16 protein-coding genes are annotated in these 25,614 nt (G+C 73.2%); 6 read left to right on the forward strand and 10 right to left on the reverse strand.

Features of this window, described 5'->3' with window-relative positions:
• Positions 1-37: 37 nt before the first annotated feature.
• A complete protein-coding gene (locus IT371_14530) occupies positions 38-1,144 on the forward strand; it encodes a hypothetical protein (GenBank protein ID MCC6748871.1) in 1,107 nt (368 codons plus the stop codon).
• A 56-nt stretch (positions 1,145-1,200) separates the two neighbouring features.
• On the opposite strand, the gene IT371_14535 is transcribed toward IT371_14530, so the two are convergent.
• The 4 genes from IT371_14535 to rsgA all read right to left on the reverse strand — a co-directional run bounded on the left by IT371_14535 (position 1,201) and on the right by rsgA (position 6,728).
• On the reverse strand, positions 1,201-2,115 hold the full coding sequence (locus tag IT371_14535) for a pyruvate synthase subunit beta (protein ID MCC6748872.1): 915 nt from the start codon (positions 2,113-2,115) through the stop codon (positions 1,201-1,203).
• Positions 2,115-3,275, reverse strand: a complete 1,161-nt coding sequence (porA, locus tag IT371_14540) for a pyruvate ferredoxin oxidoreductase (protein MCC6748873.1) — start codon at positions 3,273-3,275, stop codon at positions 2,115-2,117. The genes IT371_14535 and porA overlap by 1 nt, the downstream gene beginning before the upstream one ends.
• A complete protein-coding gene (locus tag IT371_14545) occupies positions 3,272-5,509 on the reverse strand; it encodes an FAD-dependent oxidoreductase (protein ID MCC6748874.1) in 2,238 nt (745 codons plus the stop codon). The genes porA and IT371_14545 overlap by 4 nt, the downstream gene beginning before the upstream one ends.
• A 127-nt stretch (positions 5,510-5,636) precedes the next feature.
• On the reverse strand, positions 5,637-6,728 hold the full coding sequence (rsgA, locus tag IT371_14550) for a ribosome small subunit-dependent GTPase A (GenBank protein ID MCC6748875.1): 1,092 nt from the start codon (positions 6,726-6,728) through the stop codon (positions 5,637-5,639).
• 176 nt (positions 6,729-6,904) lie between these two features.
• Between rsgA and IT371_14555 the strand changes: the two genes are divergently transcribed.
• Positions 6,905-7,468, forward strand: coding sequence for a hypothetical protein (locus IT371_14555; protein MCC6748876.1), 564 nt, complete (start codon positions 6,905-6,907; stop codon positions 7,466-7,468).
• 22 nt (positions 7,469-7,490) lie between these two features.
• Here IT371_14555 and IT371_14560 read toward each other — a convergent pair whose 3' ends face one another.
• The 3 genes from IT371_14560 to IT371_14570 all read right to left on the reverse strand — a co-directional run bounded on the left by IT371_14560 (position 7,491) and on the right by IT371_14570 (position 11,423).
• Positions 7,491-8,795: a serpin family protein gene (locus tag IT371_14560; GenBank protein ID MCC6748877.1), complete on the reverse strand. Its 1,305-nt coding sequence runs from the start codon at positions 8,793-8,795 to the stop codon at positions 7,491-7,493.
• A gap of 191 nt (positions 8,796-8,986) precedes the next feature.
• Positions 8,987-9,394, reverse strand: a complete 408-nt coding sequence (locus IT371_14565; GenBank protein MCC6748878.1) for a hypothetical protein — start codon at positions 9,392-9,394, stop codon at positions 8,987-8,989.
• Between the two features lie 94 nt (positions 9,395-9,488).
• Positions 9,489-11,423: a methyltransferase gene (locus IT371_14570; protein MCC6748879.1), complete on the reverse strand. Its 1,935-nt coding sequence runs from the start codon at positions 11,421-11,423 to the stop codon at positions 9,489-9,491.
• A gap of 128 nt (positions 11,424-11,551) precedes the next feature.
• On the opposite strand from IT371_14570, the gene IT371_14575 reads away from it, so the two are divergent.
• Complete coding sequence (locus IT371_14575) at positions 11,552-12,379, forward strand: SDR family NAD(P)-dependent oxidoreductase (protein MCC6748880.1); 828 nt, start codon at positions 11,552-11,554, stop codon at positions 12,377-12,379.
• 13 nt (positions 12,380-12,392) lie between these two features.
• On the opposite strand, the gene IT371_14580 is transcribed toward IT371_14575, so the two are convergent.
• Positions 12,393-13,571 carry a cysteine desulfurase gene (locus tag IT371_14580; protein MCC6748881.1) on the reverse strand — a complete coding sequence of 393 codons (1,179 nt, stop codon included), beginning with the start codon at positions 13,569-13,571 and terminating at the stop codon, positions 12,393-12,395.
• A gap of 169 nt (positions 13,572-13,740) precedes the next feature.
• Between IT371_14580 and IT371_14585 the strand changes: the two genes are divergently transcribed.
• Positions 13,741-16,407, forward strand: a complete 2,667-nt coding sequence (locus tag IT371_14585) for a PAS domain-containing protein (GenBank protein MCC6748882.1) — start codon at positions 13,741-13,743, stop codon at positions 16,405-16,407.
• Between the two features lie 32 nt (positions 16,408-16,439).
• On the opposite strand, the gene IT371_14590 is transcribed toward IT371_14585, so the two are convergent.
• Complete coding sequence (locus tag IT371_14590; protein MCC6748883.1) at positions 16,440-18,602, reverse strand: molybdopterin-dependent oxidoreductase; 2,163 nt, start codon at positions 18,600-18,602, stop codon at positions 16,440-16,442.
• An 82-nt stretch (positions 18,603-18,684) separates the two neighbouring features.
• On the opposite strand from IT371_14590, the gene gltB reads away from it, so the two are divergent.
• Together gltB and IT371_14600 are read left to right on the forward strand one after the other, a co-directional pair.
• On the forward strand, positions 18,685-23,193 hold the full coding sequence (gene gltB, locus IT371_14595) for a glutamate synthase large subunit (GenBank protein MCC6748884.1): 4,509 nt from the start codon (positions 18,685-18,687) through the stop codon (positions 23,191-23,193).
• Positions 23,186-24,613, forward strand: a complete 1,428-nt coding sequence (locus IT371_14600) for a glutamate synthase subunit beta (protein ID MCC6748885.1) — start codon at positions 23,186-23,188, stop codon at positions 24,611-24,613. Before gltB ends, IT371_14600 begins: the two co-directional genes overlap by 8 nt.
• Here the strand turns inward: IT371_14600 and IT371_14605 are convergent.
• The gene (locus IT371_14605) at positions 24,607-25,608 is read right to left on the reverse strand and encodes a hypothetical protein (protein ID MCC6748886.1); all 1,002 of its coding nucleotides are present in this window, start codon (positions 25,606-25,608) and stop codon (positions 24,607-24,609) included. The two genes, IT371_14600 and IT371_14605, sit on opposite strands and share 7 nt — an antisense overlap.
• Positions 25,609-25,614: the final 6 nt, after the last annotated feature.

The raw sequence follows: 25,614 nt of genomic DNA on the forward strand, positions 1-25,614 counted from the left end.
CCCTCCCCTGCCAGCGTGCGCGCGGTATGATCGGCGCATGGGGTTGGTCCTGACGCTGCGGCTGGTGACGTCCCTCGCGCTGGTCCTGGCCACCGTGTTCCTCGTGGTGATGGCCCGCCGAGAGCGCGCGTCCGTCGCGGCGGCCGTCCTCGTGCCGCTCTTCGCCCTCCTCGCGCTCTGGATCCCGCCGGGCTGGCGCCGCTGGGTCCTCGGCGCCGTGGTCCTCACGCTCTGGCTCTTCGCCCTCGCGGGCATCTGGTCCTCCGAGGGGAGCAGGGCTTCGAAGGTCGGCATCGTGGCGGCGGTGGCGCTCGTCCTCGGCGGATCCACCTATCTCGTGGAGCGCTACCTCCCCGGCGGAGCTCTGGCCGTGAGTCTGGGCATCGTCTCGCTCGTGGGCCTGGTGAGGACCGTCGGGGCGACGCGCGCGCTGCGGACCCTCGAGGGCGCCGCGCCCCTCGAGGCGAGCTCGGAGCTCGGGAGCGCGGTCTTCGAGCTCGAGGGGCGACTCCAGCTCCGACACGCCCTGCTCCGCCCCGCGCTCGAACCCGAGCCGAGCGGTCGCGACGCCGAGCCGGTGGCGCCGCCGCGGGTCGCCTTCTGGGAGCTGCTCGACGGCAGCGGGGACCGCGTCTGCTACCAGGGCGCCCCGTTCCTGATCGTCGGAGCCGACGTGCAAGCGGTCGTCGATCCCCGGGCCGTGAGACTCGACCTGACGAAGCGCGCCGCGCTGCCCGTGGAGCAGGCGCGGGCCGCGCTCGCCGCCCCCGCCCCCGAGGGCGTGGAGCGAGAGGTGAGAAACCCCGCGGCCTCGGAGGAATACGACGACCGGACCCCCGCGCAGCCGAGGCCACCCGCACCGCCGGACGAGCCCCCCACTCCCGAGGAGGGCTGGACGCTGCAGTGGCTCGAGGAAACGGCGACAGCCTACGTGCGGGGCAGGCCCGTCTGGCAGGGCGACCCGGCCGGCCTCGCCGGAGACTACCGCGGCTCCCCGCGGCTCCCCGCCTTCGCCGGGGCCGAGACCCTCCTCGCCGACCGACCGGAGCACGCGCTGGCGCGCGAGGCGACGTACCGCCTGTGGCTCTGGGGGGTCCTCACGCCGCTGCTCGTGCTCACCACGGCCCTCGTCGCGGCGAGCTGAGTCAGCGCGGCCCTGCAAAGCGAACGACGGCTCGTAATCCGCGCGGCGGAAGCCGGCTAGCCCGCCGAGACCGCGGCCCAGGCGCGTAGCCGCCGCCAGTGCCGGTCGATCCCCGCGCGCACGGCGGCGAGCTCCACGCCCACCTTGCGAAACCGGCCCTGCCCCGCGAAGTAGCGCTCGAGGGCCTCGGCCGAGAAGTCCGGCTCCACGTTGATCGCGATCCGCTCCCCGTCGAAGATCTCGTAGATCGGGTAGAGCCCCGACTGCACCGCGAGGCGCGGGAGTTCGATGCTGGCCGAGGGCTCGGACTTCCACCCCGTGGGACAAGGAGAGAGCACGTGCAGGAAACGAAACCCCTCCGTGTCGAGGGCGCGGACGAGCTTGCGCACGGCGTCCTCGGGGTGGGCGAGCGAGAGCGTCGCGACGTAGGGGACCCCGTGCGCGGCCATGATCCCGAGGATGTCCTTCTTCGGGTGCTCCTTGCCGCGCGGCGTGGTGGAGGTCACCGCCCCGAGGGGCGTGGCCGAGGAGCGCTGCCCCCCGGTGTTCCCGTAGATCTCGTTGTCGTAGCAGAAGTAGAGGATGTCCTCGTTGCGCTCGGCCGTAGCCGAGAGGGTGGCCATCCCGATGTCGTAGGTCCCGCCGTCTCCCGCGAGCACGATCACCCGCGTCTTCTCGCCGTTCAGCCGCGCGGCGTGCGCGAGCCCGGTGGCCACCGCCGCGGCGGAGGCGAAGGTCGTGGCCACGACGGGCGCGCCGTAGCCCGAGGTGGGAAAGGGCCCCGCCGCCACGATGCCGCAGCAGGCGGGGATCGCCATCTGCACCGGACGGTCCCCGATGGCCCGGCTCAAGAACTGGAGCGCCACGGACATCCCACACCCACCGCAGTTCGTGTTTCCGGGGCGCAGGACCGGCTCGGCGCGGTCGGCCGCGCTCTGCGGCAGGCCTCCGAGAAGCGGCTCGGTGTCCATCAGCCCACCTCCTTGAGCAGCGGCGCCTCGGCGTGCTCGCGCGCCAGGAGGTCGTCGAAGAGCGCCTCGAGGTGGCGGGGCCGGATGTCGCCGCCACCGAGGCCCACCAGGTAGTCCTGCACCAGCGCCTCGCGCGGAGCCAGCGCGCGGAGCTCCCCCCAGAGGACGCCGCCGAGCCCCGGCGAAACGTTGCGGTCGACAACCGCGATGCGCCGCGCCCCGCGCAGCACGCGCCGGAGCGCCTCCTCGGGGAACGGGCGAAAGAGCCGGACGCGCAGCCCCCCCGCGCGGATGCCGCGAGCGCGCGCGGAATCCACCGCGGCCCGCACCGTCGCCGCGGTCGTGCCCATCGAGACCATCACCACCTCCGCGTCCTCCAGGCGGTAGCCCACGAGCGGCTCGGGCGGCCGGCGACCGAAGACCTCCTCGAAGCTCGCCTGCACCTCGCGGTAGACCTCGGGGACGCGCGCCATGGCGTCGATGAGCTGCTTGCGATGCACCTCGGTCTCGTGGGGAAAGTCGAGCGCACCGACGGTACGCGGCCGGTTCGCCACGCGGTGCGGCAGATCGAGCGGCGGCAGGAAGCGGTCCACCAGCGCCTGCTCCGGCACCTCGGTGGCCGTGATGGTGTGCGAGAGGACGAAGGCGTCCTGGCAGACCAGGACCGGCAGAAGCACCCGGCGATCCTCGGCCAGGCGGAAGGCGAGCAGCAGGGTGTCGAAGACCTCCTGGTTGTCTTCGCAGTAGAAGTGGATCCACCCGGCGTCGCGCAGCATCAGCGTGTCGCCGTGGTCCACCCAGATGTTCCACGGCGGCCCGAGGGTGCGGTTCACGGCCATCATGACCACCGGCAACCGCGCGAAGGCCGCGGCGTAGACGTTCTCGGTCATGTAGGCCAGCCCGTTCGACGAGGAGGCCGTGAAGGTGCGCAGTCCGGCCGCGGCGTAGCCCATGCAGACGGCCATCGCGCTGTGCTCGCTCTCGACGCGCACCACGTGGCCCTTCTCGATCTCCTGCTGGCAGAGGAGCTCGATGCACTCGGTCTGCGGCGTGATGGGGTAGACGCCGCTGCCGAAGCCGCGCCCCACGCGGTTGGCGCGCGCGGCCAGCGTCGCGGCCATGGCCGAGGCGTGATTGGCGGTGAGAAGCTCGGTGCTCATTGGGCCACCATTTCCATCGCGCCGCGGGGGCACTCGGTCACGCAGACCCCGCAGCCCTTGCAGTAGTCGTAGTCGATACGGTAGCGGTCGGTCGGGCCGCGCTGTCCGGTGCGAAAGATGATCCCATCCGGGCAGTAGACGAGGCAGGTGTCGCACCCCGTGCAGTCCCCGCAGGAGAGGCAGCGCGAGGACTCCGCTCCGTCGGCCAGGCCGCGGTTCACCTCGTCGAGAGAACGTGCGCGTTCGCCGGCGGGCGCGTAGCTATGCGAGGCCGGCGGGCGCGAGCGGAAGGCGCCGAAGCGGACGTCCGCCACTCCGACGGTCTTCTCGGCCGCGACGAGGCGCGGGATCCCCTCGACAGACTCGCCGAGCGCCTCGAGGACCGCGCGCGCCGCGCGCAGGCCGTCCCCGATGGCGTGGGCCACCGTACCGTCCCCGGTCGAGACGTCCCCCGCGGCGAAGGCGTGGAGCGCCCGCTCGCCGTCCCAGAGCCGCCCCCGCTCGAGCCGCCACCCCTCGGGGAGCAGCGACAGGTCGACCGACTGCCCGAGGGCGAGGAGCACGCGCGCGCAGGGGAGCCGATGCGTCCGGTCGGTGACCACGGGTCGGCGGCGACCGCTGGCGTCCGCCGGGCCGAGCTCGACCTCCGCGAGCACGACCCCCTCGAGCGCCGCACCCCCGTAAAACCCGACGGGCGCCCGCTGGAGCAGGAGCTCCACCCCCTCCTCCACGGCCTCGTCGATCTCCTCGCGGATGGCCGGCATCTCCTCGCGGCTGCGTCGGTAGGCGATGGTCACCTTCTCCGCCCCGGCGCGCAGGGCGCTGCGCGCGCAGTCGAGCGCGGTGTTGCCGCCGCCGAGCACCACGACGTGCCCCGAGAGCCGCTCGCCCCCCGGCTGCAGGTTGAAGCGGTGCAGAAATCGGATCCCTTGTTCGACGCCGGCGGGAGCCTCCGCGTCGAGGCGGGTCAGCTTCTGCAGCCCCGTGGCGACGATCAGCGCGTCGTGGCTCTTCGAGAGCGCGCGGAGCTCCGCCGCGTCCACGCGCGCGCCGAGGCGCGTCTCCACGCCGAGCGCCAGGACTCCCGCCACCTCGCGGTCGAGCGCCTCGCGTGGTAGACGGTAGGTCGGGATGCCGGTGCGAAGCACGCCACCGAGAGCCTGTTCGGCCTCGACCAGCGTGACGGCGTGACCACTCCGGGCGAGGTGATACGCGGCCGACAGCCCGGCGGGGCCGCTCCCCACGACCGCCACGCGGCGCGGCTTCGCCACGGCGAGTCGCTCCGTCTGCGCCACGGGCACGGCGTCGGCGATGTGACGTTCGAGCCCACGCGTGTCCACCGCGCCGTCGTAGAACTGCCGGTTGCAGCCGCCCATGCAGAAGCCGGGGCAGACCCTGCCGCACACGGCCGCGAGAGGCGTGGTGCGCCCGAGCACGCGCGCCGCCGCCGCCGCGCTCTCGCGGTCGAGGGCCTGCACGTAGCCCACCACGTCGTTGCCGGCGGGACAGGCGGCGCTGCACGGTGCGGCGGCCTTCACGTAGCGCGGCATCTGCGAGCGCCAGGCCCCCGTCTTGAGCGCGGGGTACGGGCCTTCGGTGTGGTCCGTGAGGTCCAGGACGGGGCCCGCGAGCGTCGCGCCCCAGGCCGAGGCGCCTCCATCGGCCGCCTTCGTCGCCGCCCCCTCGGACGGTGCGCCGTCGAGCAGCCGAACCGCGGCGTAGGCCTCCTTGGCCGCGTCGAGGTTTCCGCCGAGCCCCATCTTCCCGTAGACCTCGGCGAGGAGCGCGACCGGCAGCCCCAGCGCGCGGGCGAAGGCTCCCACGATGGTGGTATTCACGATCACCACCGACCGCGTGCCGATGCCGTGGCGCCGGGCGATCGCCGTGGCGTCCACCGTCGCCAGGCGGTGCCCCGCGAAGCGCCCGGCGAAGGCCTCCGGCCCGTCGGGGGTGTTCAGGAGCAACGTCCCCCCGGGGGCCAGGCCCGCCACGAGCTGCTCGCTGAGCAGCGTCGGGTCCAGCACCAGCAGGTGGTCCGGGTCGTAGACCTTGTTGCGGTTCTCGATCACCCGGTCGGCCACGCGCGCGTAGGCCCTGACCGGCGCTCCCGAGCGCTCGCCCGCGTAGTCGCCGAAGGCCTGCACGCTCTTGCCGAGGCGGGCGTAGATCGCGGCCAGGATCTTGGCGCAGGTGACGCCGCCCTGGCCGCCGCGGCCATGCACGCGGATCTCCATCGCGGACTGTTCTTCGGGCATCGTAGGGGGAGAGGGCGGGGCTGACACAGGTGGACCTCCGTTAGGCCACCATAGCGAAGCGCGACAGGCCTCCCCTTGACCTCCGTCATGCCTCGGTGTCGCTCCGTCAGCGATGGCCTCGGCGCCCCGACCCGTGGCGCGGTGGTCGCGACCCCGAAGCACCCGGAGCCCGACGCTGGCGCTGCTCCATGGCCTGGGCCTGCGCGGCCTGCTCGGCGGTCAGGCGCACGAACGCCTCCACGCGCCCGAGCGGGACCTCCCCCGCCGCCACCGCCGCTCGCACCGCGCAGTCGGGCTCGGTACCGTGTCGGCAATCCGCGAAGCGGCAGGTCTCGGCCAATCGCACCACGTCGTCGAAGGCGTGCGTGAGTCCGGCTTCGCTTCCCGCGAGCCCCACCTGCCGCAGGCCGGGCGTGTCGATGAGCGCCGCCCCCCCGGGCAGGCACAGGAGCTGCCGCGACCGCGTGGTGTGCCGCCCCTTCCCGTCGGCGCCGACGGCCCCCGTGCGCTGCGGCGCGCCGCCGAACCAGAGGTTCACGAGCGTGCTCTTCCCCGCCCCCGAGGTGCCGAGCAGGGCCACGGTTCGCCCGCTCCCGAGGTACGCCGCGAGCGGCGCGAGGCCCGTTCCGTCCACCGCGCTCACCACGTGGAGCTCGGCCCCCGGTGCGGCCAGGCGAGCGCGCGCCACGTGCGGCTCGGGGTCGGCGCAGGTGTCGGCCTTGGTCAGCACGAGCACCGGCACCGCGCCGCCGGCCCACACGATGGTGGCCAGCCGCTCGATGCGCCGGGGGTTCACGTCCCGCCCGAGCGCACAGACGAGGAACACCACGTCCACGTTCGCCGCCACGACCTGCTCGCGCACCCGCCGCCCCGCCTCCTTGCGCGCGATGCGCGTGCGCCGCGGCAGCACCTCCTCGATCGGACGCCGCTCCGCCTCGTCCACGTCGGTGCGCAGGAGCACGAAGTCCCCGACCGCCGGGCGCTCCGCGCTGCCGGACCGGATGGCCTGGCGCAGATTTCCCGAGAGCTCGGCGGGCTCTTCTCCCCGAAGCGAGCGGACCCAGTAGCAGCCGCGAAGCTCCCCCACGACGCGCGCCACCTGCTCGGCGCGCGCCCCGCGCTCACGCAGGAGGGCCCGCCACCCCGCATCCAAGCCGGGGAGCGCCGAAAGCCCGTCGGGGTCTTGCGCTTCGCTCATCGCAGGCCACCTAAGCACGGGGGCGCGACGAGCAGCAAGGGCGGAGCCTCGCGCCCCGAGCGCGCCCGCCAAAGGAGGACCGACCCACGCCCTGCCGCCACTTCGGGATTGACCCTGCGACGCGAACCGGGCTACCCCCTCGCGCACCGCAACCCTGGCTTAGAGGAGACAAAGCCATGAAGACCGCTCGTGCATCGATGCTCACCGGGACCTGCCTGCTCGCGCTCGGCCTCGCCGCGTGCGGCAAGGCCAGCACCACCGCCGACCAGGGGACGCCCAAGTCCGACGCGGGGGCGACCGTCGATGCGAAGGGCGCGACCAGCGACGGCGCCGTCGCCGGCGGAGACGCGAGCGTGCCGACCGGTGCGTGCGCGCCGGACAAGCTCGCCGCCGAGGCGCTGCTCACCGGCAAGAAGATCCTGAACGGCGTGGCCGGCAGCACGGCGAGCACCCCGCTCGCCGACCTCATCAAGGACCCGACCGCCTTCAACGGCAAGTTCGTCCGCATCGAGGGGAAGATCGTCGAGATCTGCGACGAGCAGGGCTGCTACGTGACGCTCGGGGACGCCAAGGGAAACAAGGTGAACCTGAAGACGGTGGACGGCACGGTGGACTTCCGCACCATCACCAAGGTGGGGCGCTACGCCGTGGGCGAGGGGACCTACGGCGGCGGGAGCCACGGCTCGCAGGTGGACATCATGAAGCACGGGGCGATGCTCGGGAACGTGGATTGCCCGTAGCACCGCGGCGGTCGGACGCGAGCTACCGACGGATACTCTCCGCCGTGGGGTCGAGGACGCGACCGAGGAAGAGGATCGCGCCGGTCTGCTTGTCCCGGACGAGGAAGAGGAACGGACGGTTGAAGAAGACGCGCACGGGGTCCACCTGCGCCGAGCCGGCCATCACGACCGCCGTGGCCGCGGCAGCCTCGGTCCCCGCCTCGTCCACCGCCACGAAGGCCTTGTGCAGCACGTCCGAGATGTAGAGCTCCTTGCGGCCCAGGATCCCGGAGAAGTCCGCGGCCCCGGAGAAGGCCTGCTGCATCCCGAGCGCCTGGAGCTGCTTCTTCAGGCCGAGCGCCCCCTCGATGCGGAACTTGGGCAGGTGCAGCTCCACCATCGTGGGCTGCACGCGACGCAGCAGCGCGGAGAGCGCCTTGTCGTCGAAACGCGCCTCGAAGTCCGAGAAGCTGCCCGTCTCGGGGCGGACGAGCAGCATGGAGAGCTCCTGGCCGTCGTAGGCCAGCTCCACCGCCTCGGCCCCGCCGTCCTTGCCGTGCCCGTAGTGGTAGGTCTTGCTCATCATGGGCGCCATGACGGTCTTGCCGTCTGCGGTGACGAACTCGTCGCGGCGGGTCTGCGCCGGGTCGAACTTGTCCTCCCACGCCGCGTTGAAATAGATCGCGTTCGTCAGCACGAGACGCGTGAGGTCCGTGACCGCCCCCTCGGGGAGCAGGTCCTTGATCTTGTCGTTGGTCTTCCCCGCCACCCAGTCGTTGATCGTCACGCGGGAGGGCTCGGGCTGGTCGCGGAAGTTCACGAGCCGGACCCCGGCCCCGTAGTTCTCGGCGAGCGTGTCGAGGTAGCTCGCGTCGAAGTCGTAGCCCTTCTGCCCCCAGGCCGCGTTGGCCACGTTGAGCCGGAAGGGGCGCCCGCTCTTGCCCTTCGCCGCTTCCCCGCGACGGGCGAGCTCCAGGTCGAGGGCGTTCATTGCGGCGTGCAGCGCGCCCTGCGGCAGCGTGAAGTGGAGCGCCTTGGCCAGCTCCTGCTCCGTCCCGCCGCGGGCCCCGGCGTGGGCCATGGCGAGCGCCAGGGAGATGCTGTGCGGCGAGAAGAAGAGGTTTCCCGACTCCGCGCGGAGCGACCGGTAGAGGTCGAACGCGAAGGTGGCGTTGCCCGAGACGACGTCCGCCAGGTCGGTCCCACCGAGCCGCGGGGAGAGCACGCGCTGTTTGCTGGAGGCCGCCACCTCGCCCGTCGGTCCGGGGGGGACGGGGGTCGAATCCGAGGCGCAGCCGAGCAGACCAGCCAGCGCGAAGAGAGCAGAGGCCTTGGCCGTGCGAAACATGGGACGCTCCTTTCGAGGGCAGAAGTGGGCGACGATGCCCGTCGAGAGGCGGCGATTGCGAGGGGCGTGCCAGCTCGGCCGCAGAATGGTTCTGGGGGCTTCAGCGGCGCTGTGCCGTGCCTGTGCCAGGCGCTCGCGGCGCAGTGCCTTGGAAATGTGAGGGGGCGAAGCGAGCGGACGTAGGGAGGAGCTCAGTTCCCGGCCGCGTCCCTCGCGGTGAGATCGGCCGGTGCGCCGTCGGTCGTCGCGAAGTCGGCCGCGTTGAGGTCCGCCGCGTTGAAGTCGGCCGCGTTGAAGTCCGCCACGCCGAAGTCCGCCAGGCCGAAGTCCGGCATACCGAAGTCCGGCATACCGAAGTCCGCCACACCGAAGTCGGCCAGGCCGAAGTCCGGCAGGCCGAAGTCCGGCATACCGAAGTCCGGCGCTCCGAGGTCGGCGGCCGCCGCGTCCGGAAGGCCCAGGTCTGCCGCGCCGACGTCGGGAGTGGCCGCGTCGGGCACGGCCGCGTCGGGGGCACCCGCATCCCCTGTGCCGAAGTCCACCGGCAGTGCCGCATCGGGCGGTCGCGTCGCATCCGGCTTTCCAGCTTCCCGCGCCACGGCATCCTGGCTCCCCCGATCCACGCGGGCACCGTCCAGCCGCGCCCGCTCTGCGGAACCCGCGTCCGTCGCGGCGGCGTCTCGGCGCGCGCCGTCAGTCGCCGCGTCCGCGGGGCCGCCTCCCTCCGCCGGGTGGGCGTCGTTCTGAAACGCGGGGTTCGTCGCCGTGCACCCGACGAGTACCGCGACCAGCAGTACCGCCGGGCCGAGGCGCACGCCCCGGCTGTCGTCCCGCGTCTGCCTCCGCATGCCGACCTCCCCGGTTCGGACCCTGTCGGGCGGGTCGCTCCATCGCTGCTCCATGCTGCTCCCTTGGGGCCCGCGCTTCAAGAGGCCGGCGAGCGCCCGTGCGGCGGGCGCGGTCGGGCTCGTCCTGGTCGCGTCGAGTCCGCGGCTTCTCCGTGCGCGCGGCCGGGGCGTCGAAGCGCTCGAGCTCGGCTTCGAACCCCCCCATGTCGACGGTGAAGCGCCCGGCGAGGCGCAGCCCCGCGGCGCGTGCGGCCGGCGCGGTCGCCGACGGGTCGGGCGAGACGAGCACGATCCGTCCCCCCGGCGCGAGACGAGGCGCGACCCGCGTGATGACCTCCGCGAGGAGCATCCCCGCCTCTCGACGGTCGAGCAGCCTTCGCCCCAGAGGCGGGTTGGTGATCACGAGCGTGAGAGGCCCTTCGGGCATCACCAGCCGGGCGTCTCCCTGGGCCAGAGACCACCGCTCGAGGCCCGCGGCCACCAGGTTCTCCCCGGCCGCCGCCACTGCCGCGGGGTCGCGATCCGTGCCGAAGAGCTTCACGTACGGCCCGAGGCGCGCGCGCTCGACCAGCTCGCTGCCCGTGCCCACGAACGGGTCCCACGCCACGTCCTCGCGCCCCAGCCCCGCCACGCGAGCCAGGGCCGCCGCGATCGTCGGATGCGACGCGGCCGGCAGCAGGCGCTTGCGGTAGGTGAAGCGCGGATCCTCGAGGCCGCAGGGCCAGAGCTCCACGCTCACGCGCGTCCCCTCGTCGAGGCTGCGGAGGCTGACCACGACCTCCCAGAGCGCCTCGCGCGGATCGTTCACGAGCTGGGGCCTCTCGCGCGACACCGCCTGCGCCACGCGATAGGTCAGCGCGCGCCGATGGCCCGCCCCCGCCCACTCCAGCCGGTAGCGCACGAGCCCCCGGGTGAAGGTGTGAAAGACCTGGCTGGCGGAGTAGCTCGTCAGCGCGCGAACCACCGCCTCGGCAAGCGCGTCCGGCCCCGGCTCCCCCGCGCCGTCGATCAGCTCCGGCGGCAGCGGGAAGCCGAAGTGAAGAAAGAGCCGCGACTGGAAGAGGCGCGCGAGCGGCACGCCGAGCTTGACCCGCACCCGTCCACGCCCGACCTCCCGCGCCTCGAAAGAGGGCGGAAGTTCGTCGACCAGCAGTGCCTCGAGGCCGGCCCGCACGTGCAAGAGGACGGGAACGGGCTCCTTCGGGGCGGCGGCCGGGTCGATCGAACCGGGGGCCTGCCGGAGCGCGGTGCGCTCCAGCTTCATGCGCGCCTCGGTGACGATGCGCGCGAGCTCCGGGTCGTCGCTGCGCGTGCTCCGCAGCAGGGTCAACGCGGCCTCGCCCCCCACCTTCCCGAGCGCGGCCGCGAGCACGCGCTGCTCGGGGAGCTCCTGCGTTCGGGTCCACGCGGCCAGCAGCGCCGGCTCGGCCGAGCTCAGCCCCACCTTGCCGAGCGCCACCGCCGCCCGACGACGGGTGACCGCATCCGCGTCCTCGAGGCGCAGCACGAGCCAGTCGGAGAGCGACGAACCTTCCGCCCCCCGGGCGAGCCGACCAACGAGCTCGCAGAGGCGCGCCCGGAGCGGCGGAGTAGCCTCGGAGAATCGGGCGAGCGCGAGATCCTCGACCTCGGCGCCGAGCCGCGCGAGCACGCGGGCGATCTTCTCCGCCGACCGTTCGTCTCCGCTCCCGAGGAGCTCGAGGAGCGCCGGCACCTCCGCCCGCGCCGGGGTGTACCCGGGCGAGGCCAGGACCTCGAGCAGCTCCGCTTCCGTACGCATGCGCCTCGACTCCAAGGGGTAGAAGGGGCCGGGACCATACACGGCCTGGCCATCGCGGTCGAGCGGGACAAAGGGCGCGGCGCGGAATAGGCTGATCGTGTTGCCATGATCGAGGCACGGAGGCCTTCATGACGACCAGCCAGGGTCCGCTCGTGCTCGTCACGGGCTCCACCGACGGGATCGGCCGGGAGACGGCGCGCGAGCTCTGCCGACGCGGGGCGCGCGTCATCCTGCACGGGCGCAGCGCCGAGCGCCTCGAGCGGACGCGCGCGGAGCTGACGGTCCACGCGAGCACTGCCCTCCCCGCGCCCTTGACCGGGGACCTCTCGTCGCTGGCAGGGGTCCGCGCGCTGGCCGAGGCCCTCCTGGCCCGGGGGGAACCCCTCGACGTGCTCGTCAACAACGCCGGCGTCTACCTGACCGACCGCCGCCTCACCGTGGACGGCTTCGAGCTCACGATGGCCGTGAACCACTTCGCCCCCTTTCTGCTCACGCACCTCCTGCTCCCCGCGCTCGAGGGCTCCGGGCACGGCCGCGTGGTGCACGTCAGCTCGGTGGCGCACACCCGGGGAGAGCTCGACCTCGCCGACCTCACCTTCGCCCGGCGCTTCTCCGGCTACGCCGCCTACGCCGCGTCGAAGCTGGCCAACGTCCTCTTCTCGGTCGAGCTGGCGCGCCGCCTGGCCTCGCGGCCGGTCACCACGAACGCGCTGCACCCGGGGGTCGTCTCGACCAAGCTCCTCAAGGCGGGCTTCGGCATGGAGGGCCCCGACTCGCTGGCCGAGGGGGCGGCGACGTCGGTCTACCTCGCGCTCTCGCCCGAGGTCGCGGAGGTCACCGGGAGGTACTTCGTGAAGCGTCGCCAGGCGCCCGCCGCGCCGGCCGCCTCCGACGTGGCGCTCTGCCGCGCCTTTTACGAGGAGAGCGCGCGCCTGACCGGTGCCTCGCCGCTCTGAAAGGTGGCGGCCCTCAGCCGCGCGCCGCGACCAGCGCGTGGAAGGCCTGGATCAGCGCCGCGGCGGCCCGCTCGACCTCCTCGGGGCTGGTGAGCCGCCCCAGGCTCAGCCGCACCGAACCGAGCGCCACCTCGGGAGCGAGGCCCATGGCCGTGAGGACCGCCGACGGCGTCTCGGAGCCGTCGTGGCACGCGGAGCCCGTCGACGCCGCGAGTCGGGAGGCGCAGGCCGCGAGCAGCGCGCTCCCCTTCACGCCGGGGAAGCGCACGTTGAGCGTGTTGGGGAGCCGGTCGACGGGGTGACCGTTCAGCGCGACGCCCGGGATCGCCGCCGAGAGGCGGGCGAAGAGCGCCTCCCGCAGGCTCCGCACGCGCGCGCCCTCGACCTCGAGGTCCCGCTGGGCGATGGCGCAGGCCTGGCCGAGCGCCACGATCGACGCCACGTTCTCGGTACCTGGACGCAGGCCGCGCTCGTGCCCCGCCCCGAGGACAAGCGGCTCGAGAGGCGTGCCGCGCCGCACGTAGAGCGCCCCCACTCCCTTGGGCGCGTAGAGCTTGTGCCCGGCCACGGACAGGAGGTCCACTCCGAGCTCGTCCACGCGCGTCGGCACCTTCCCCACGGACTGCGCGGCATCGGTGTGCACGAGCACGCCATGCTCGCGCGCGCGACGCGCCACCTCCGCCACCGGCTCGAGCGTCCCGACCTCGTTGTTCGCGTGCATCAGGGTCACGAGCGCGGGCTCCCCCGCCAGGAGCTCCGCCAGCCCGTCGAGCTCCACGCGACCGGTGGCATCCACCGGGAGCCGCGCGACCGACCACCCCTGCCGCTCGAGGAGCGCGCAGGGCTTCGCCGTGGCGGGGTGCTCCACGGGCGAGGTCACCACCGCCCGCCGCCTCGCCGTCGCCTCCGCCACGCCGCGAATCGCCAGGTTGTTGGCCTCCGTCCCGCCGCCGGTGAAGACGACCTCCTCGGGGAGACAGCCGAGGAGCTCCGCCACCTGCGCCCTCGCCCGCTCGAGGCCGGCGCGCGCGCCCACCCCGAAGACGTGCCCGCTCGACGGGTTTCCGAAGTGCTGGCGGAGGTACGGGAGCATCGCCTCGAGCACCTCGGGAAGCACGGGGGTCGTGGCGTTGTAGTCCAGGTAGACGGGCGTCTCGCTGCCCTCCCAGGACGCTCCGGCGGCGCTCGACATGCTCATCCTCGATCCCTTCCTCGCGGTGTCACGACCGTGTGCTCAAGTGTTCACTTGAATCCTCGCGTATAGCGGCGCGCAGATCAACCGGCGGGCGCACGCGAGGCCCTTGTCTTTTCGCCTCCGGCCCTCCAGGCTCTGCGAAACCCGCGCCTCGGAAAGCGCCGCCATGCACGTCGTCCTCCTCTCCGCCCACGCCCCGACCATCGAGCTCCTGCGCAAGGAGCTCTCGCACCGCGGCCACACGCTCGAGGTACCGGACCCCGACGCGCCGCGACTGGCACGCGACCTTTTCCGACGCGACCTCCTCGTGCTCGACGCCGCGCTCCCCGACGCGCAGCCGCTTCTCGCCGCGCTGCGCGAGCTCGGCAGCCGCCGCGCCCCCCAGGTCGTGCTCCTCACCGACCGGCCCTGCCCTCCCCTCACCCGGGAGGAGCTCTCCAGCCTCGACGACCTCTGGGTCAGGCCGCTCGACCCCGTGGAGCTCGGCCACCGCGTGGCGCTCCTCTGCCGGCGACGCCCCGCAGAGCCCTCGGCGCTCGACCGGGTCGAGCCCGTCTTCCGCGCCCTGGCCCATCTCATCCCGCACGGCGCGGCCTTCCTCTTCGACCGCGAGCTACGCTTCCGCTGCGTGGACGGACCTGCGCTCGCCGACTTCGGCTTCTGGCCGGAGTCCATGGAGGGCAAGCGGCTGGAGGAGGTGATGCACCAGGAGGCCGCCGCGCTGCTGCGGCCGATCTACGAGGACGCGCTCGCCGGCCGCGAAGGGCTGCTCGACCTGCCGGCGGGCCCCACCACCTTCCTCGTCCTCTCGGCCCCCGTGCGAGACCCCGACGGCCAGGTCGCAGGCGGGATGGTCTTCACGCAGGAGGCCCGGAGCCCGGGGGGGGCCCTCGCCGCGCTGCGGAAAAGCGTCCTCGACCACCTGCCCGACGCGATCCTGTTCGTGAATTCCCGGGGGACGATCCTCGAGGCCAACGCGCGGGTAAGCGACCTCTTCGGCCAAGCCCCCGAGGAGCTCGTCGGCCGCAGCGTCGAGGCGCTCCTCCCGGCGCGCCTCCGCGAGCTCCACACCGCCTACCGCGCCCAGTACGAGGCCCACCCGCGAGACCGCGCCATGGGGAGCGGCCTCGACCTGACGGCCCTGACCAGGGACGGCCAGGAGGTCCCGGTCGACGTGGCCCTCTCCCGCACCACGCTCGCCGGCGCGACCGTCACGGTCGCGGCGATCCGCGACGCCACCGAACGGCGCTTCGTGGAGGACCTCCGCCGCCGGAGCGAGGCGGCCATGACCGCCCTCTTCGACGCGGTCCCCGAGTGCGTTCGCATCCTGGACCCCCTCGGGCGCGTCGCGCGGATCAACGCCGCCGGACTCGCGCTGCTCGGCGGAGCGGACGGCACCAAGATCGTCGGGCAGCCGGCGCTGCCGTTCGTGGCCCCCGACCACCGGGCCCGCTTCCTGCGCCACCTGCAGCGCGTCCTCGACGGTCAGCGCGAGACCTTCGAGTTCGAGGTGCTCACCGCACGTGGCGAGAGGCGTACCGTGGAATCGCACGCCACACCCTTTCGCGAGTACTTCGAGGACGGCCGCACGGCGTACCTCGCGGTCTCCCGCGACGTCACCGAGGCGAGGGCGCTCCGCGCGCGCGTGGTGCTGAGCGACCGCATGGCCTCGGTGGGCGTCGTGGCGGCCGGGGTGGCCCACGAGGTCAACACCCCGCTCGCGGTCGTGACCGGAAACGTCTCGCTGGCTCTCGAGGAGCTCGTGGAGACCCGGCGCTCCCTGCGGACAGGCGGCGAGGCGGAGGGGCCCGGGCCCGTAGACCTGACGCGCCTCCACGCGCACCTCGAGAACGCGACCCAGGCGCTGTGGGACGCGCGGCTCGGCGCCGACCGCGTGCGAAGCATCGTGCGGGACCTGAAGATGCTCTCCCGCGGCGACGAAGACCGTCGCGGCGCGGTGGACCTGAACGCCGCACTCGCGTCGTCGATCACGATGGCCTGGAACGAGATCCGACACCGCGCGCGCCTGGTGAAGGACCTCGGCCGCGTTCCGCCGGTCCTGGGCAGCGAGGCCCGCCTGGGGCAGGTGATCGTGAACCTGCTCGTCAACGCGGCGCACGCCATCCCTGAGGGGAACCCGGAAGGCAACGTGATCCGGGTCGCGACCCGCGCCCCCTCGCCGGAGGAGGTGGTCCTGGAGGTCACCGACACCGGCTCCGGCATCTCCGCGGAGAACCTCCCGCGCGTCTTCGACGCGTTCTTCACGACCAAGGAGCAGGGGGCGGGCACGGGCCTCGGCCTCTCCATCACGCACGGGATCGTAACGGGCCTCGGAGGCAGCATCTCCGTCGAGAGCGAGGTGGGCCGCGGAACCACGTTCCGGGTGCGGCTACCCGCGGCGCGCGAGGGAGACGAGGAAGTGGCTCGGCACCCTACCCCGGCGGAGGCGCCGGCGCAGCGGGCGCGCATCCTGGCCATCGACGACGACGAGATGATCGGCACGCTGATCCGGCGCTGCGTCGGGCGCCAGCACGACGTGCTGGTCCTGACCACCTGCCGGGAGGCGCTCGACCGCCTGCACGCGGGGGAGCGCTTCGACCTCATCTTGTGCGACCTGATGCTGCCCGAGATGAGCGGCATGCAGTTCTACGAGGAGCTCGGACGGCGCTTTCCCGGGACCCAGGAGCAGGTGATCTTCCTGACGGGCGGCGCCTTCACGCCGCGCGCGCGCGCCTTTCTCGACGCGACGCCGAACCAGCGGCTCGAGAAGCCCTTCGACCCGCAGCAGCTCGTCGCGCTCGTGCGGGAGCGGATGCGCCGGTCGTCGTCGTAGCTCGCGGCGTCGCGGCCCAGGCTCTCGCGCACTCAACCCGGCAGCAGCTCCACCGGCACGCCGAAGAGGACGCCCGCCCCGGAGAGCTCCTCGCGCACGGCATCGTCCGTCAGCTCGTTCGCGCTGACTCCCGGCCGCTGGTTGGCCACGCGCAGCGCCGTCCCCGGGCGCCCATGGCCGTAGCCGTGCGGCAGGCTGACCACCCCCGGCATCATCTCGTTGCTGACCTCGAGCGGCACCCGCACCTCCCCGACGCGGGAGCGCACCCGGACGAGCGCGCCATCGGTCAGTCCGCGCGCCGACGCGTCCGCGGGGTGCGCGAGCAGGGTGCAGGCCTCGCGCCCCTTCGTGAGCCGCGGGCTGTTGTGCATCCAGGAGTTGTTGCTGCGGAGGCTCCGCCGCCCGATGAGGAGGAGCTCCCCCGACGGACTCGCGGGCCCCACCGGGCCCTGCCCCGGCGAGAGGTCGAGCCGCGCGAGCGCGTCGGTCAGCACGGCCGGCAAGAGAGGGATCCTTCCGTCTCCCCCGAGGAGCTCGGGCAATCGCGACTCGAGCGGCCCAAGGTCGAGACCGTGCGGCGCCTTCCTTAGAGCCGCGAGCGAGAGCCTCGGCCCGCGCGAACGCCCGAGCCCGTACGGCCCGGTGCGCAGCGAGAGGTCGAGCAGCCCCTTGGCTCCGAGGCGCCCGCCCACGGCCCGGAGCGCGCGAGCCCCGAGCGAGCCGGCGAGACCCCGACGAGCGAGGAGCCGCGTCGAGAGCTCGAGCAGGATCTCCCATTCCTCGCGGCTTCCGTCGGCCGGACGCAGCACCGCCGGGCTGTAGTGCGCCACGGTTCGCACCGAGAGGGCCGAGAAGAGGAGCGAGTAGTGATCGTGCTCGAGACCGAAGGTCGGCGGCAGGATCAGGTGCGCGTGCCGCGTGGTCTCGTTGAGGTAGATGTCGATCGAAAGCAGGAACTCGACCCCGGCGAGCGCGCGCTCGAGGCGCGGACCGTTCGGCAACGAGAGCACCGGGTTTCCCGCGTGGGTCACGAGCGCGCGAATCTGGCCGGGCCCGGGCGTCTCGAGCTCCTCGGCCAGCGTGGCCGCCGGAAGCTCGCCGCCGATCTCGGGCAGGCCGCTCACGCGACTCCGGTAGCGGCCGTAGCTCCCGGCCTGGCCGAGACGCCGCGCCGTCGCCGGGAGGTCCACCGGCGCGCGCCCGAACATGGCCCCTCCCGGCCGATCCACGTTCCCCGTGACGAGGTTCAAGAGATCGATGAGCCAGGTGGCGAGGACCCCGTGGCGCTGGACGCAGGTGCCGAGTCGCCCGTAGCAGACGGCGCTCTCCGCCTCGGTGAAGGCCAGCGCGAGCGCGCGCGTCTCGGCGGCGGAGATCCCCGTCCGCAATGCGACCGCCTCGGGGGTGAAGCGCTCCACGCACGCCGCCAGGTCGCTGAAACCTTCCAGCCTTGGGGCGAGGGCGCCGGGGCGCGCCCGTCCCTCTTTCAGCACCACGTGCAGGAGCGCCGCGAGGAAGTAGGCGTCCGACCCAGGCCGGATGAAGAGGTGCTGGTCGGCCAGGCGCGCCGTCTCCGTGCGCCGGGGGTCCACGACGACGAGCCGGCCACCGCGCTGGCGGAGCTCCTTCAGCCGACGCGCCGCGCCGGGGGCGGTCATGATACTGCCATTCGAGACGGCCGGGTTCGCGCCGAGGACGAGCAAAAAGCGCGTCCGCTCGAGGTCGGGGACGGGGAGCGCCGTCTGGTTGCCGTAGAGCAGGTACGAGACCAGCATGCGCGGCCAGGCGTCCACGGAGTTCGAGGTGTAGCGGTGGCGGCTACCCAGTACCTGGTCGAGAAGCAGCCCGTAGAAGATGGCCCCGTAGTTGTGGACCACGGGGTTGCCGGCGTAGAGCGCCACGGCGTCGCGGCCGTGCCGGGCCTGCACCTCGGCGAGGCGCGCCGCGGCGAGGTCGAGCGCCTCCTCCCAGGAGAGCTCGCGCCACCCCGTCCCATCGCGCAGGAGCGGTCGCTTCAGCCGATCGGGGTCCTCGTGGAGATCCTTCAGCGCCACGGCCTTCGGACAGAGGTGCCCCCGGCTGAAGGGGTCCTGCTCGTCCCCGCGCACCGACAAGAGGCGTTCGCCGTCGTGCTCCACGGTGAGACCGCACGTGGCTTCGCAGAGAGGACAGATGACGTGCGCGCGGTCGGCCATGCGAGGGTTGCAATTTAGCATGGGGCGCCCCATCCTGCTGGCCCGATGCGTCAATTGCGGCCACACTCCACGGAATCGACCGATGTCCTTGCCTGCACCCCAGGGGCTCTATGACCCGCGCCACGAGCACGACGCCTGCGGCGTAGGCTTCGTCGCCGAGCTGCACTGCAGCCCGAGTCACGACGTGGTGCTGCAGGGGCTCGAGATCCTGCGGCGGCTCGCGCACCGAGGAGCAGCGGGGTCTGACCCGTTGACGGGGGACGGCTCGGGGATCCTCCTGCAGCTCCCCGACGCGTTCTACCGGCGAGCCCTGGGGCGCCGGGGCGTCGCGCTCCCACCCGCGGGCGCCTACGCCGTGGCGCAGACCTTTCTCTCTCAGGACCCGGCGCGCGCGCAGGCTCAGATGGAGCTGCTCGAGGCCGCGGTGCGCTTCCACGGCCAGCGGGTCCTCGGCTGGCGCGACGTGCCGCACAACCCCCGGGTGCTCGGGCCGCTCGCGCGCGGGACCCTGCCGACCCTCCGCCAGCTCTTCATCGGACGAGGGGACGGGGGGACCGCCGACGCCCCCTTCGAGCGCGTGCTCTTCATGATCCGCAAGCACGCCGGACGCGACGCGAACGCGCTCGGCGGGGCGCACGACTTCTACCTGCCGAGCTGCTCCTCGAAGACCGTGGTCTACAAGGGGCTGATGCTGCCGCAGCTCCTCGACGCGTTTTACGAGGACCTGCGCGACTGGGAGCTGCGGAGCTCGCTCGCGCTCGTGCACTCGCGCTTCAGCACCAACACCTTCCCCACCTGGGAGCGCGCCCATCCCTACCGCCGGCTGGCCCACAACGGCGAGATCAACACGCTGCGCGGGAACCAGACCTGGATGGCGGCGCGCGAGGCGCTCCTCGAGACGGCGGCGTTCGGCGGCTATCTGGAGGACTTCAAGCCCATCATCCGCCCCGGCGGAAGCGACTCGGCGGCGCTCGACAACGTGGTGGACTTCCTCGTGGCGAGCGGCCGGTCGCTGCCGCAGGTCATGATGATGCTCCTCCCCGAAGCGTGGGAGCGCGACCCGGAGATGCCGGCCGAGCGGCGCGCCTTCTACGAGTACCACGCGGCGCTCATCGAGCCCTGGGACGGTCCCGCGGCGCTCATGTTCACCGACGGGGAGCTGATCGGCGCCACGCTCGACCGCAACGGCCTGCGCCCGGCGAAGTACGTGGTCACCCGCAGCGGCCTCGTGGTGGTGGCGAGCGAGTTCGGCGTGCTCCCGGTCGAAGCGGAGGAGATCACCCACAAGGGGCGGCTCCAGCCGGGGCGCATGTTCCTCGTGGACACGGTCGCCGGACGGGTCGTCACCGACGAGGAGCTGAAGGCCCAGGCCGCCGGGCGCAACCCCTACGCCGCGTGGGTGGCCACGAACAAGCTCGAGCTCGAGGCGTTGCCCGAGGTGCCGAGCCTCTACTCGACGACTCCGACCGAGCGCCTGTCCCTGCAGCGCGCCTTCGGCTACAGCCGCGAGGAGCTGCGCCTGGTCCTCGGCCCCATGGGCGAGACCGGCGAGGAGCCCGTGGGGAGCATGGGAGTGGACACGCCGCTCGCGGTGCTGAGCACCGAGCCGCAGCTCCTCTTCCGCTACTTCAAGCAGCAGTTCGCGCAGGTCACGAACCCGCCCATCGACCCGATCCGCGAGGCGCTGGTCATGTCGCTCACGAGCTGGGTGGGGGGCGAGGGAAACCTGCTCGCCGAGACTCCCAGCCAGGCTCATCTGCTCGAGCTCCCGCACCCGATCCTCACCACCGGCGATCTGGCCCGTCTCCTCGCGCAGCCGCTGCCGGACTTCCGCGCCACGACGCTGCCGCTCCTCTTCGACGCGGCGCCGACCGCCGGGGCCGACGCGCTCGAGCGCGGGGTGGAGCGGCTTTGCGAGAGCGCCTGCGAGGCGGCGCGCGGCGGGGCGAGCCTCCTGGTTCTCAGCGACCGCGGCGTCTCGGCCGACCGAGCGCCGATCCCGAGTCTCCTCGGGACCTCGGCCGTGCACCACGCGCTCATCCGCGCCGGCCTGCGTCTGCGCGTGGGCCTGATCGTGGAATCCGGCGAGCCGCGCGAGGTGGCCGACCTGGCGCTCCTCATCGGCTACGGCGCGGGGGCCGTGAACCCGTACCTGGCCCTCGAGACGGTGGCCGAGCTGGCCGCGGCCGGCCGCCTCGGCAACGTGGACGCCGCCACCGCCGCCGAACGCTACGTCCAGGCCCTGAAGAAGGGGCTGCTGAAGATCATGTCCAAGATGGGGATCTCGTGCCTCGCGAGCTACCACGGGGCGCAGATCTTCGAAGCCCTCGGACTCGGTGAGGCGCTCATCGCGCGCTACTTCCCCGGCACGACCTCGATCCTCTCCGGTATCGGCCTCGAGACGATCGCGCACGAGACGCTGGCCCGGCACGCCGAGGCCTTCGCCGCCGCCGAGGCTCCGGAGCTCCAGCCGGGCGGACGCTACGCGTGGCGTCGCGAGGGGGAGCGCCACCTCTGGCAGCCCGAGACGGTGGCCGCGCTGCAGAAGGCGGTGCGCCTCGAGGACGCGCCGAGCTACGAGGCCTTCGCACGCTCGGTGAACGAGCAGGGCGATCGCCCGGTCACGCTGCGCGCGCTCTGGGACTTCGCACCGCAGCTCCCCTCGGTCGCGCTCGACGCGGTGGAGCCCGCCGAGCGCATCGTGGCCCGCTTCTGCACCGGCGCCATGTCCTTCGGCAGCATCAGCAAGGAGGCGCACGAGACCCTGGCCGTGGCGATGAACCGCCTCGGCGGGCGGTCGAACAGCGGCGAGGGGGGCGAGGACCCGGCGCGCTTCGTGCCGGACGCGCGCGGCGATTCGCGGCGCAGCGCGATCAAGCAGGTGGCGAGCGCGCGCTTCGGAGTGACCACCCACTACCTCGTCAACGCCACCGAGCTGCAGATCAAGATCGCCCAGGGCGCCAAGCCCGGTGAGGGGGGCCAGCTCCCGGGGCACAAGGTGGACGCCGTGATCGCGCGGGTGCGGCATTCCACGCCGGGCGTGACACTCATCTCGCCGCCCCCGCACCACGACATCTACTCGATCGAGGATCTGGCTCAGCTCATCTACGACCTGAAGTGCGTCAACCCGAGCGCCTCCATCGGGGTGAAGCTCGTGGCCGAGGCGGGGATCGGGACCGTCGCCGCGGGGGTGGCGAAGGCCCACGCCGACGCGATCTACGTCGCCGGGCACGACGGCGGCACCGGTGCCTCGCCCCTCTCGTCGATCCAGCACGCCGGAGGCCCGTGGGAGCTCGGACTCGCCGAGGTGCAGCAGGTGCTCATGCTGAACGGCCTGCGCGGGCGCGTCCGCCTGCAGGTGGACGGCCAGCTCCGGACCGGCCGCGACGTGGCCTTCGCCGCGCTCCTCGGGGCGGAGGAGTTCGGCTTCGCCACGGCGCCGCTCGTGGCGGCGGGCTGCGTGATGATGCGCAAGTGCCACCTGAACACCTGTCCGGTCGGCGTGGCCACGCAGGACCCCGCGCTCCGGGCCCGCTTTTCGGGGCAGCCGGAGCACGTGATCCGCTACTTCTTCTTCGTGGCCGAGGAGCTCCGCCGGGTGATGGCCGAGCTCGGCTTTCGCACCGTGGACCAGATGGTCGGCCGCACGGACTGCATCGCGCCGCGAGCGAGCCTGCCCCACGAGAAGGCCCGCACGCTCGACTTCCGGCGGGTGCTCGTGGCACCGCCCGCGGGTCCGCGCCGCGCCGTCGAGCCGCAGGACCACGGGCTGTCGCGGGTGCTGGACCACACGCTCCTCGAGCGCGCGCGCCCCGCGCTCGAACGGGGCACGGCCGTCACCATCGACGTGCGCGTGACGAACCAGGACCGAGCGGTGGGGGCCATGCTCTCGGGCGAGGTCGCGCGGCGCCGCGGCGCGGAGGGGCTCCCCGACGGAACGATCACGGTGCGAGCCCACGGCACGGCGGGGCAGACCTTCGGGGCCTTCGCCGTGCGCGGGCTGCGTCTCCTCCTCGAGGGAGAGGCCAACGACGGGGTGGGGAAGGGTCTCTCGGGAGGGCTGCTCGCCGTCTGGCCTCCGCACGGTAGCCGCTTCGCCCCCGAGGAGAACGTGATCGTGGGCAACGCCGTGCTCTACGGCGCGACCGCCGGTAAGGCCTTCTTCTCGGGGATCGCCGGCGAGCGCTTCGCGGTGCGCAACAGCGGCGCGGTGGCCGTGGTGGAGGGGGTGGGAGACCACGGCTGCGAATACATGACCGGCGGGCTCGTGCTCGTCCTCGGCCCGACGGGGCGCAACTTCGCGGCGGGGATGAGCGGCGGGCTGGCCTACGTCCTCGACGAGGAGCGAAGCCTCGCGCGGCGCGCGAACACCCAGATGGTGGAGCTCGGCCCCGTCACCGACCCGGAAGAGCTCGAGGAGCTGCGCGCGCTCATCGTCGAGCACGTGGCCTACACGCGCAGCCCGATGGGAGCGCGGCTCTTGACCAACTGGGGGGGCGTGCAGAGCGCGCTCGTGAAGGTGCTGCCGGTGGACTACAAGCGCGTGCTCGCCGAGCGGAAGCCGCACCTTCAGGTGGTCGGGCATGGGTGACCCGCGCGGCTTCCTGAAGGTGACGCGGGTCAAGGAGGGCGAGCGCCCGGTGGCCGAACGGGTGCGCGACTACCGCGAGGTCACCCTCCCCTCCCCCTTCGCCGAGGTGCAGGCGCAGGCCTCGCGCTGCATGGACTGCGGCATCCCTTTCTGCCACTCGGGCTGCCCGCTCGGGAACCTCATCCCGGAGTGGAACGACCTCTTCTATCGCGGGCGTCTCGACGAGGCGGCGCGGCGGTTGCTCGCCACGAACAACTTCCCCGAGATCACGGGGCGCGTCTGCCCCGCCCCGTGCGAGGCCTCCTGCGTGCTGAACCTCGAGGAGAGCCCCGTCACGATCAAGCTCGTCGAGCGCACTCTCGGGGATCACGTCCTGCACGGCGAGCTCGCCGAACCCCTGCCGAAGCAGACTTCGACCGGCAGGCGCGTCGCCGTCGTCGGCTCGGGGCCCGCGGGGCTCGCTGCGGCGCAACAGCTCGCGCGGGCGGGGCACGCGGTAACGGTCTTCGAGCGCGACGACCGGCTGGGGGGCCTGCTGCGCTACGGGATCCCGGACTTCAAGCTCGAAAAGGATCTGCTCGACCGGCGCCTGGCGCAGCTCGCGGCGGAGGGGGTGAAGTTCGTCACCGGCGTGGAGGTGGGGGGCACGCTGCCGGTGGCGACTCTGCGACGCGAGGCCGACGCCCTGCTCTTCGCGATGGGAGCGCGTCAGCCACGAAACCTGACCGTCCCGGGGCGCGAGCTCCCCGGGATTCACTTCGCGATGGACTTCCTCACCCAGCAGAACCGCCGCGTGGCCGGCGACGCGCTCTCCGACGAAGCGCCCATCTCGGCCCAGGGCAAGGCCGTGGTCGTGATCGGCGGCGGGGACACCGGCGCGGATTGCGTGGGCACCGCGGTCCGCCAGGGGGCGAGCCGGGTGCTGCAGCTCGAGCTTCTCCCCGAGCCCCCCGAGAGGCGACGCGCGGAGAACCCCTGGCCAGAGTGGCCTCTGGTCTTCCGGAGCTCGACCTCGCACGCGGAGGGCGCCGTGCGGGCCTTCGCCCTCTCGACGGTGGCCTTCGAAGGGAATGCAGCCGGCGTGACCCACCTGCGCACGACACGCGTGAGCTGGGAGGACGGCCGCCCGCATCCCGTCCCCGGCTCGGAGGAGCGGCTCCCCGCCGAGCTCGTGCTCCTCGCGATGGGCTTCGTGGGGCCCGAGCCGCGCGGCCTGCTCGAGGAGCTTGCGCTCGCCCGCGACGCGCGCGGAAACGTGACCGTCGGGCCCGACGGCGCGACGAGCGAACCCGGCGTCTTCGCCGCGGGTGACCTCTCGCGCGGCCCGTCGCTGGTGGTCTGGGCTCTCGCCGACGGACGCAGAGCGGCGGCGGGGATCGAAGCCTACCTCCGATCGGCCGCCGCCTCGCGCGGTCAGTAGATAGTCACGACCGCGCCGGTGACACCCGCCCCCACGCGGCTCGCGTTGACGAGACTCACCGCGCGATTGAGGCCGAGGTAGAGGTCGCCATCTCCGGCGAGCGCCCCGGGATCGGCGGCACCCGCCTCCTCGTCCTCCTGGAACAGGCAGAAGATCGAGCAGGGGCGCGCCCCGGGGAGCGGCGCCGGAGCCACCGCCTTCAGCGACGAGGCGACTCCGCCGACGAGCCGCAAGGCCTCGATCCGGTTGTGCCGGACCTGAAGCCGATACTTGCCACAGCCGGCGAGCGACACGAAGCCCGACAGGGGTGGCACGAGCGGCGAGGGGCTCCCGCCGGTCGCGTAGTCGTTGCCATAGATCGCCATCACGCACGAGCTCGGCCCGCTATTGCACCGCAGTTCCAGCTCGCTGTCGTTGCTGCGCCGGCCGTCGTCCCCGCCGAAACCGTCGTTTCCGGGCGAGTCCCCGAGGTTCAGGACCATCTCACCGGCCGGATCGCAGAGCTCGAGGTCTACCTCGACCCGGTTGCACGACGCCCGGCCTAGGTGCAGCTCCAGGAGCTGCTGGCTCCCGATCGCGCCTATCGGGCCGAGGGTGATGCGCGTGGCGTCGGGCCCGGTGCACTTGAGCTGCCAGCCGGTGCTCGCAGCGAGCTCGCAGCGGCGGCAGAGGGGCGAGCTGGCGTCGGGCGGCAGGACGTCGGTCGCGTGGGCATCGGTCGGCCGCGCCTCGCCACCTCCGTCGGCGACTGCGTCGGACCCCGCCCCTCCGTCGCTCTGCGGACCGGCCTCTTGCCCCGGAGGCGCGCCGTCCGCCGACGAGGCGGCGAAGCGGAAGATGGTGTGGCAGCCGGCCTCCCCGAGGCACGCCGTAGCAAGGAGGAGCGCGGCCCACGGCCGATGCCGCGCACCGATACGTCGCCCTCTACCGGCGACTGCGCCCGGAAGCCCCTGCGAGCTCACGCTCCCGGTGTACCACAAACCGCGCGCGAGCACCCTCCC

The sequence above is a fragment of the Deltaproteobacteria bacterium genome, from assembly GCA_020848905.1.
Classification (GTDB): Bacteria; Myxococcota_A; Polyangia.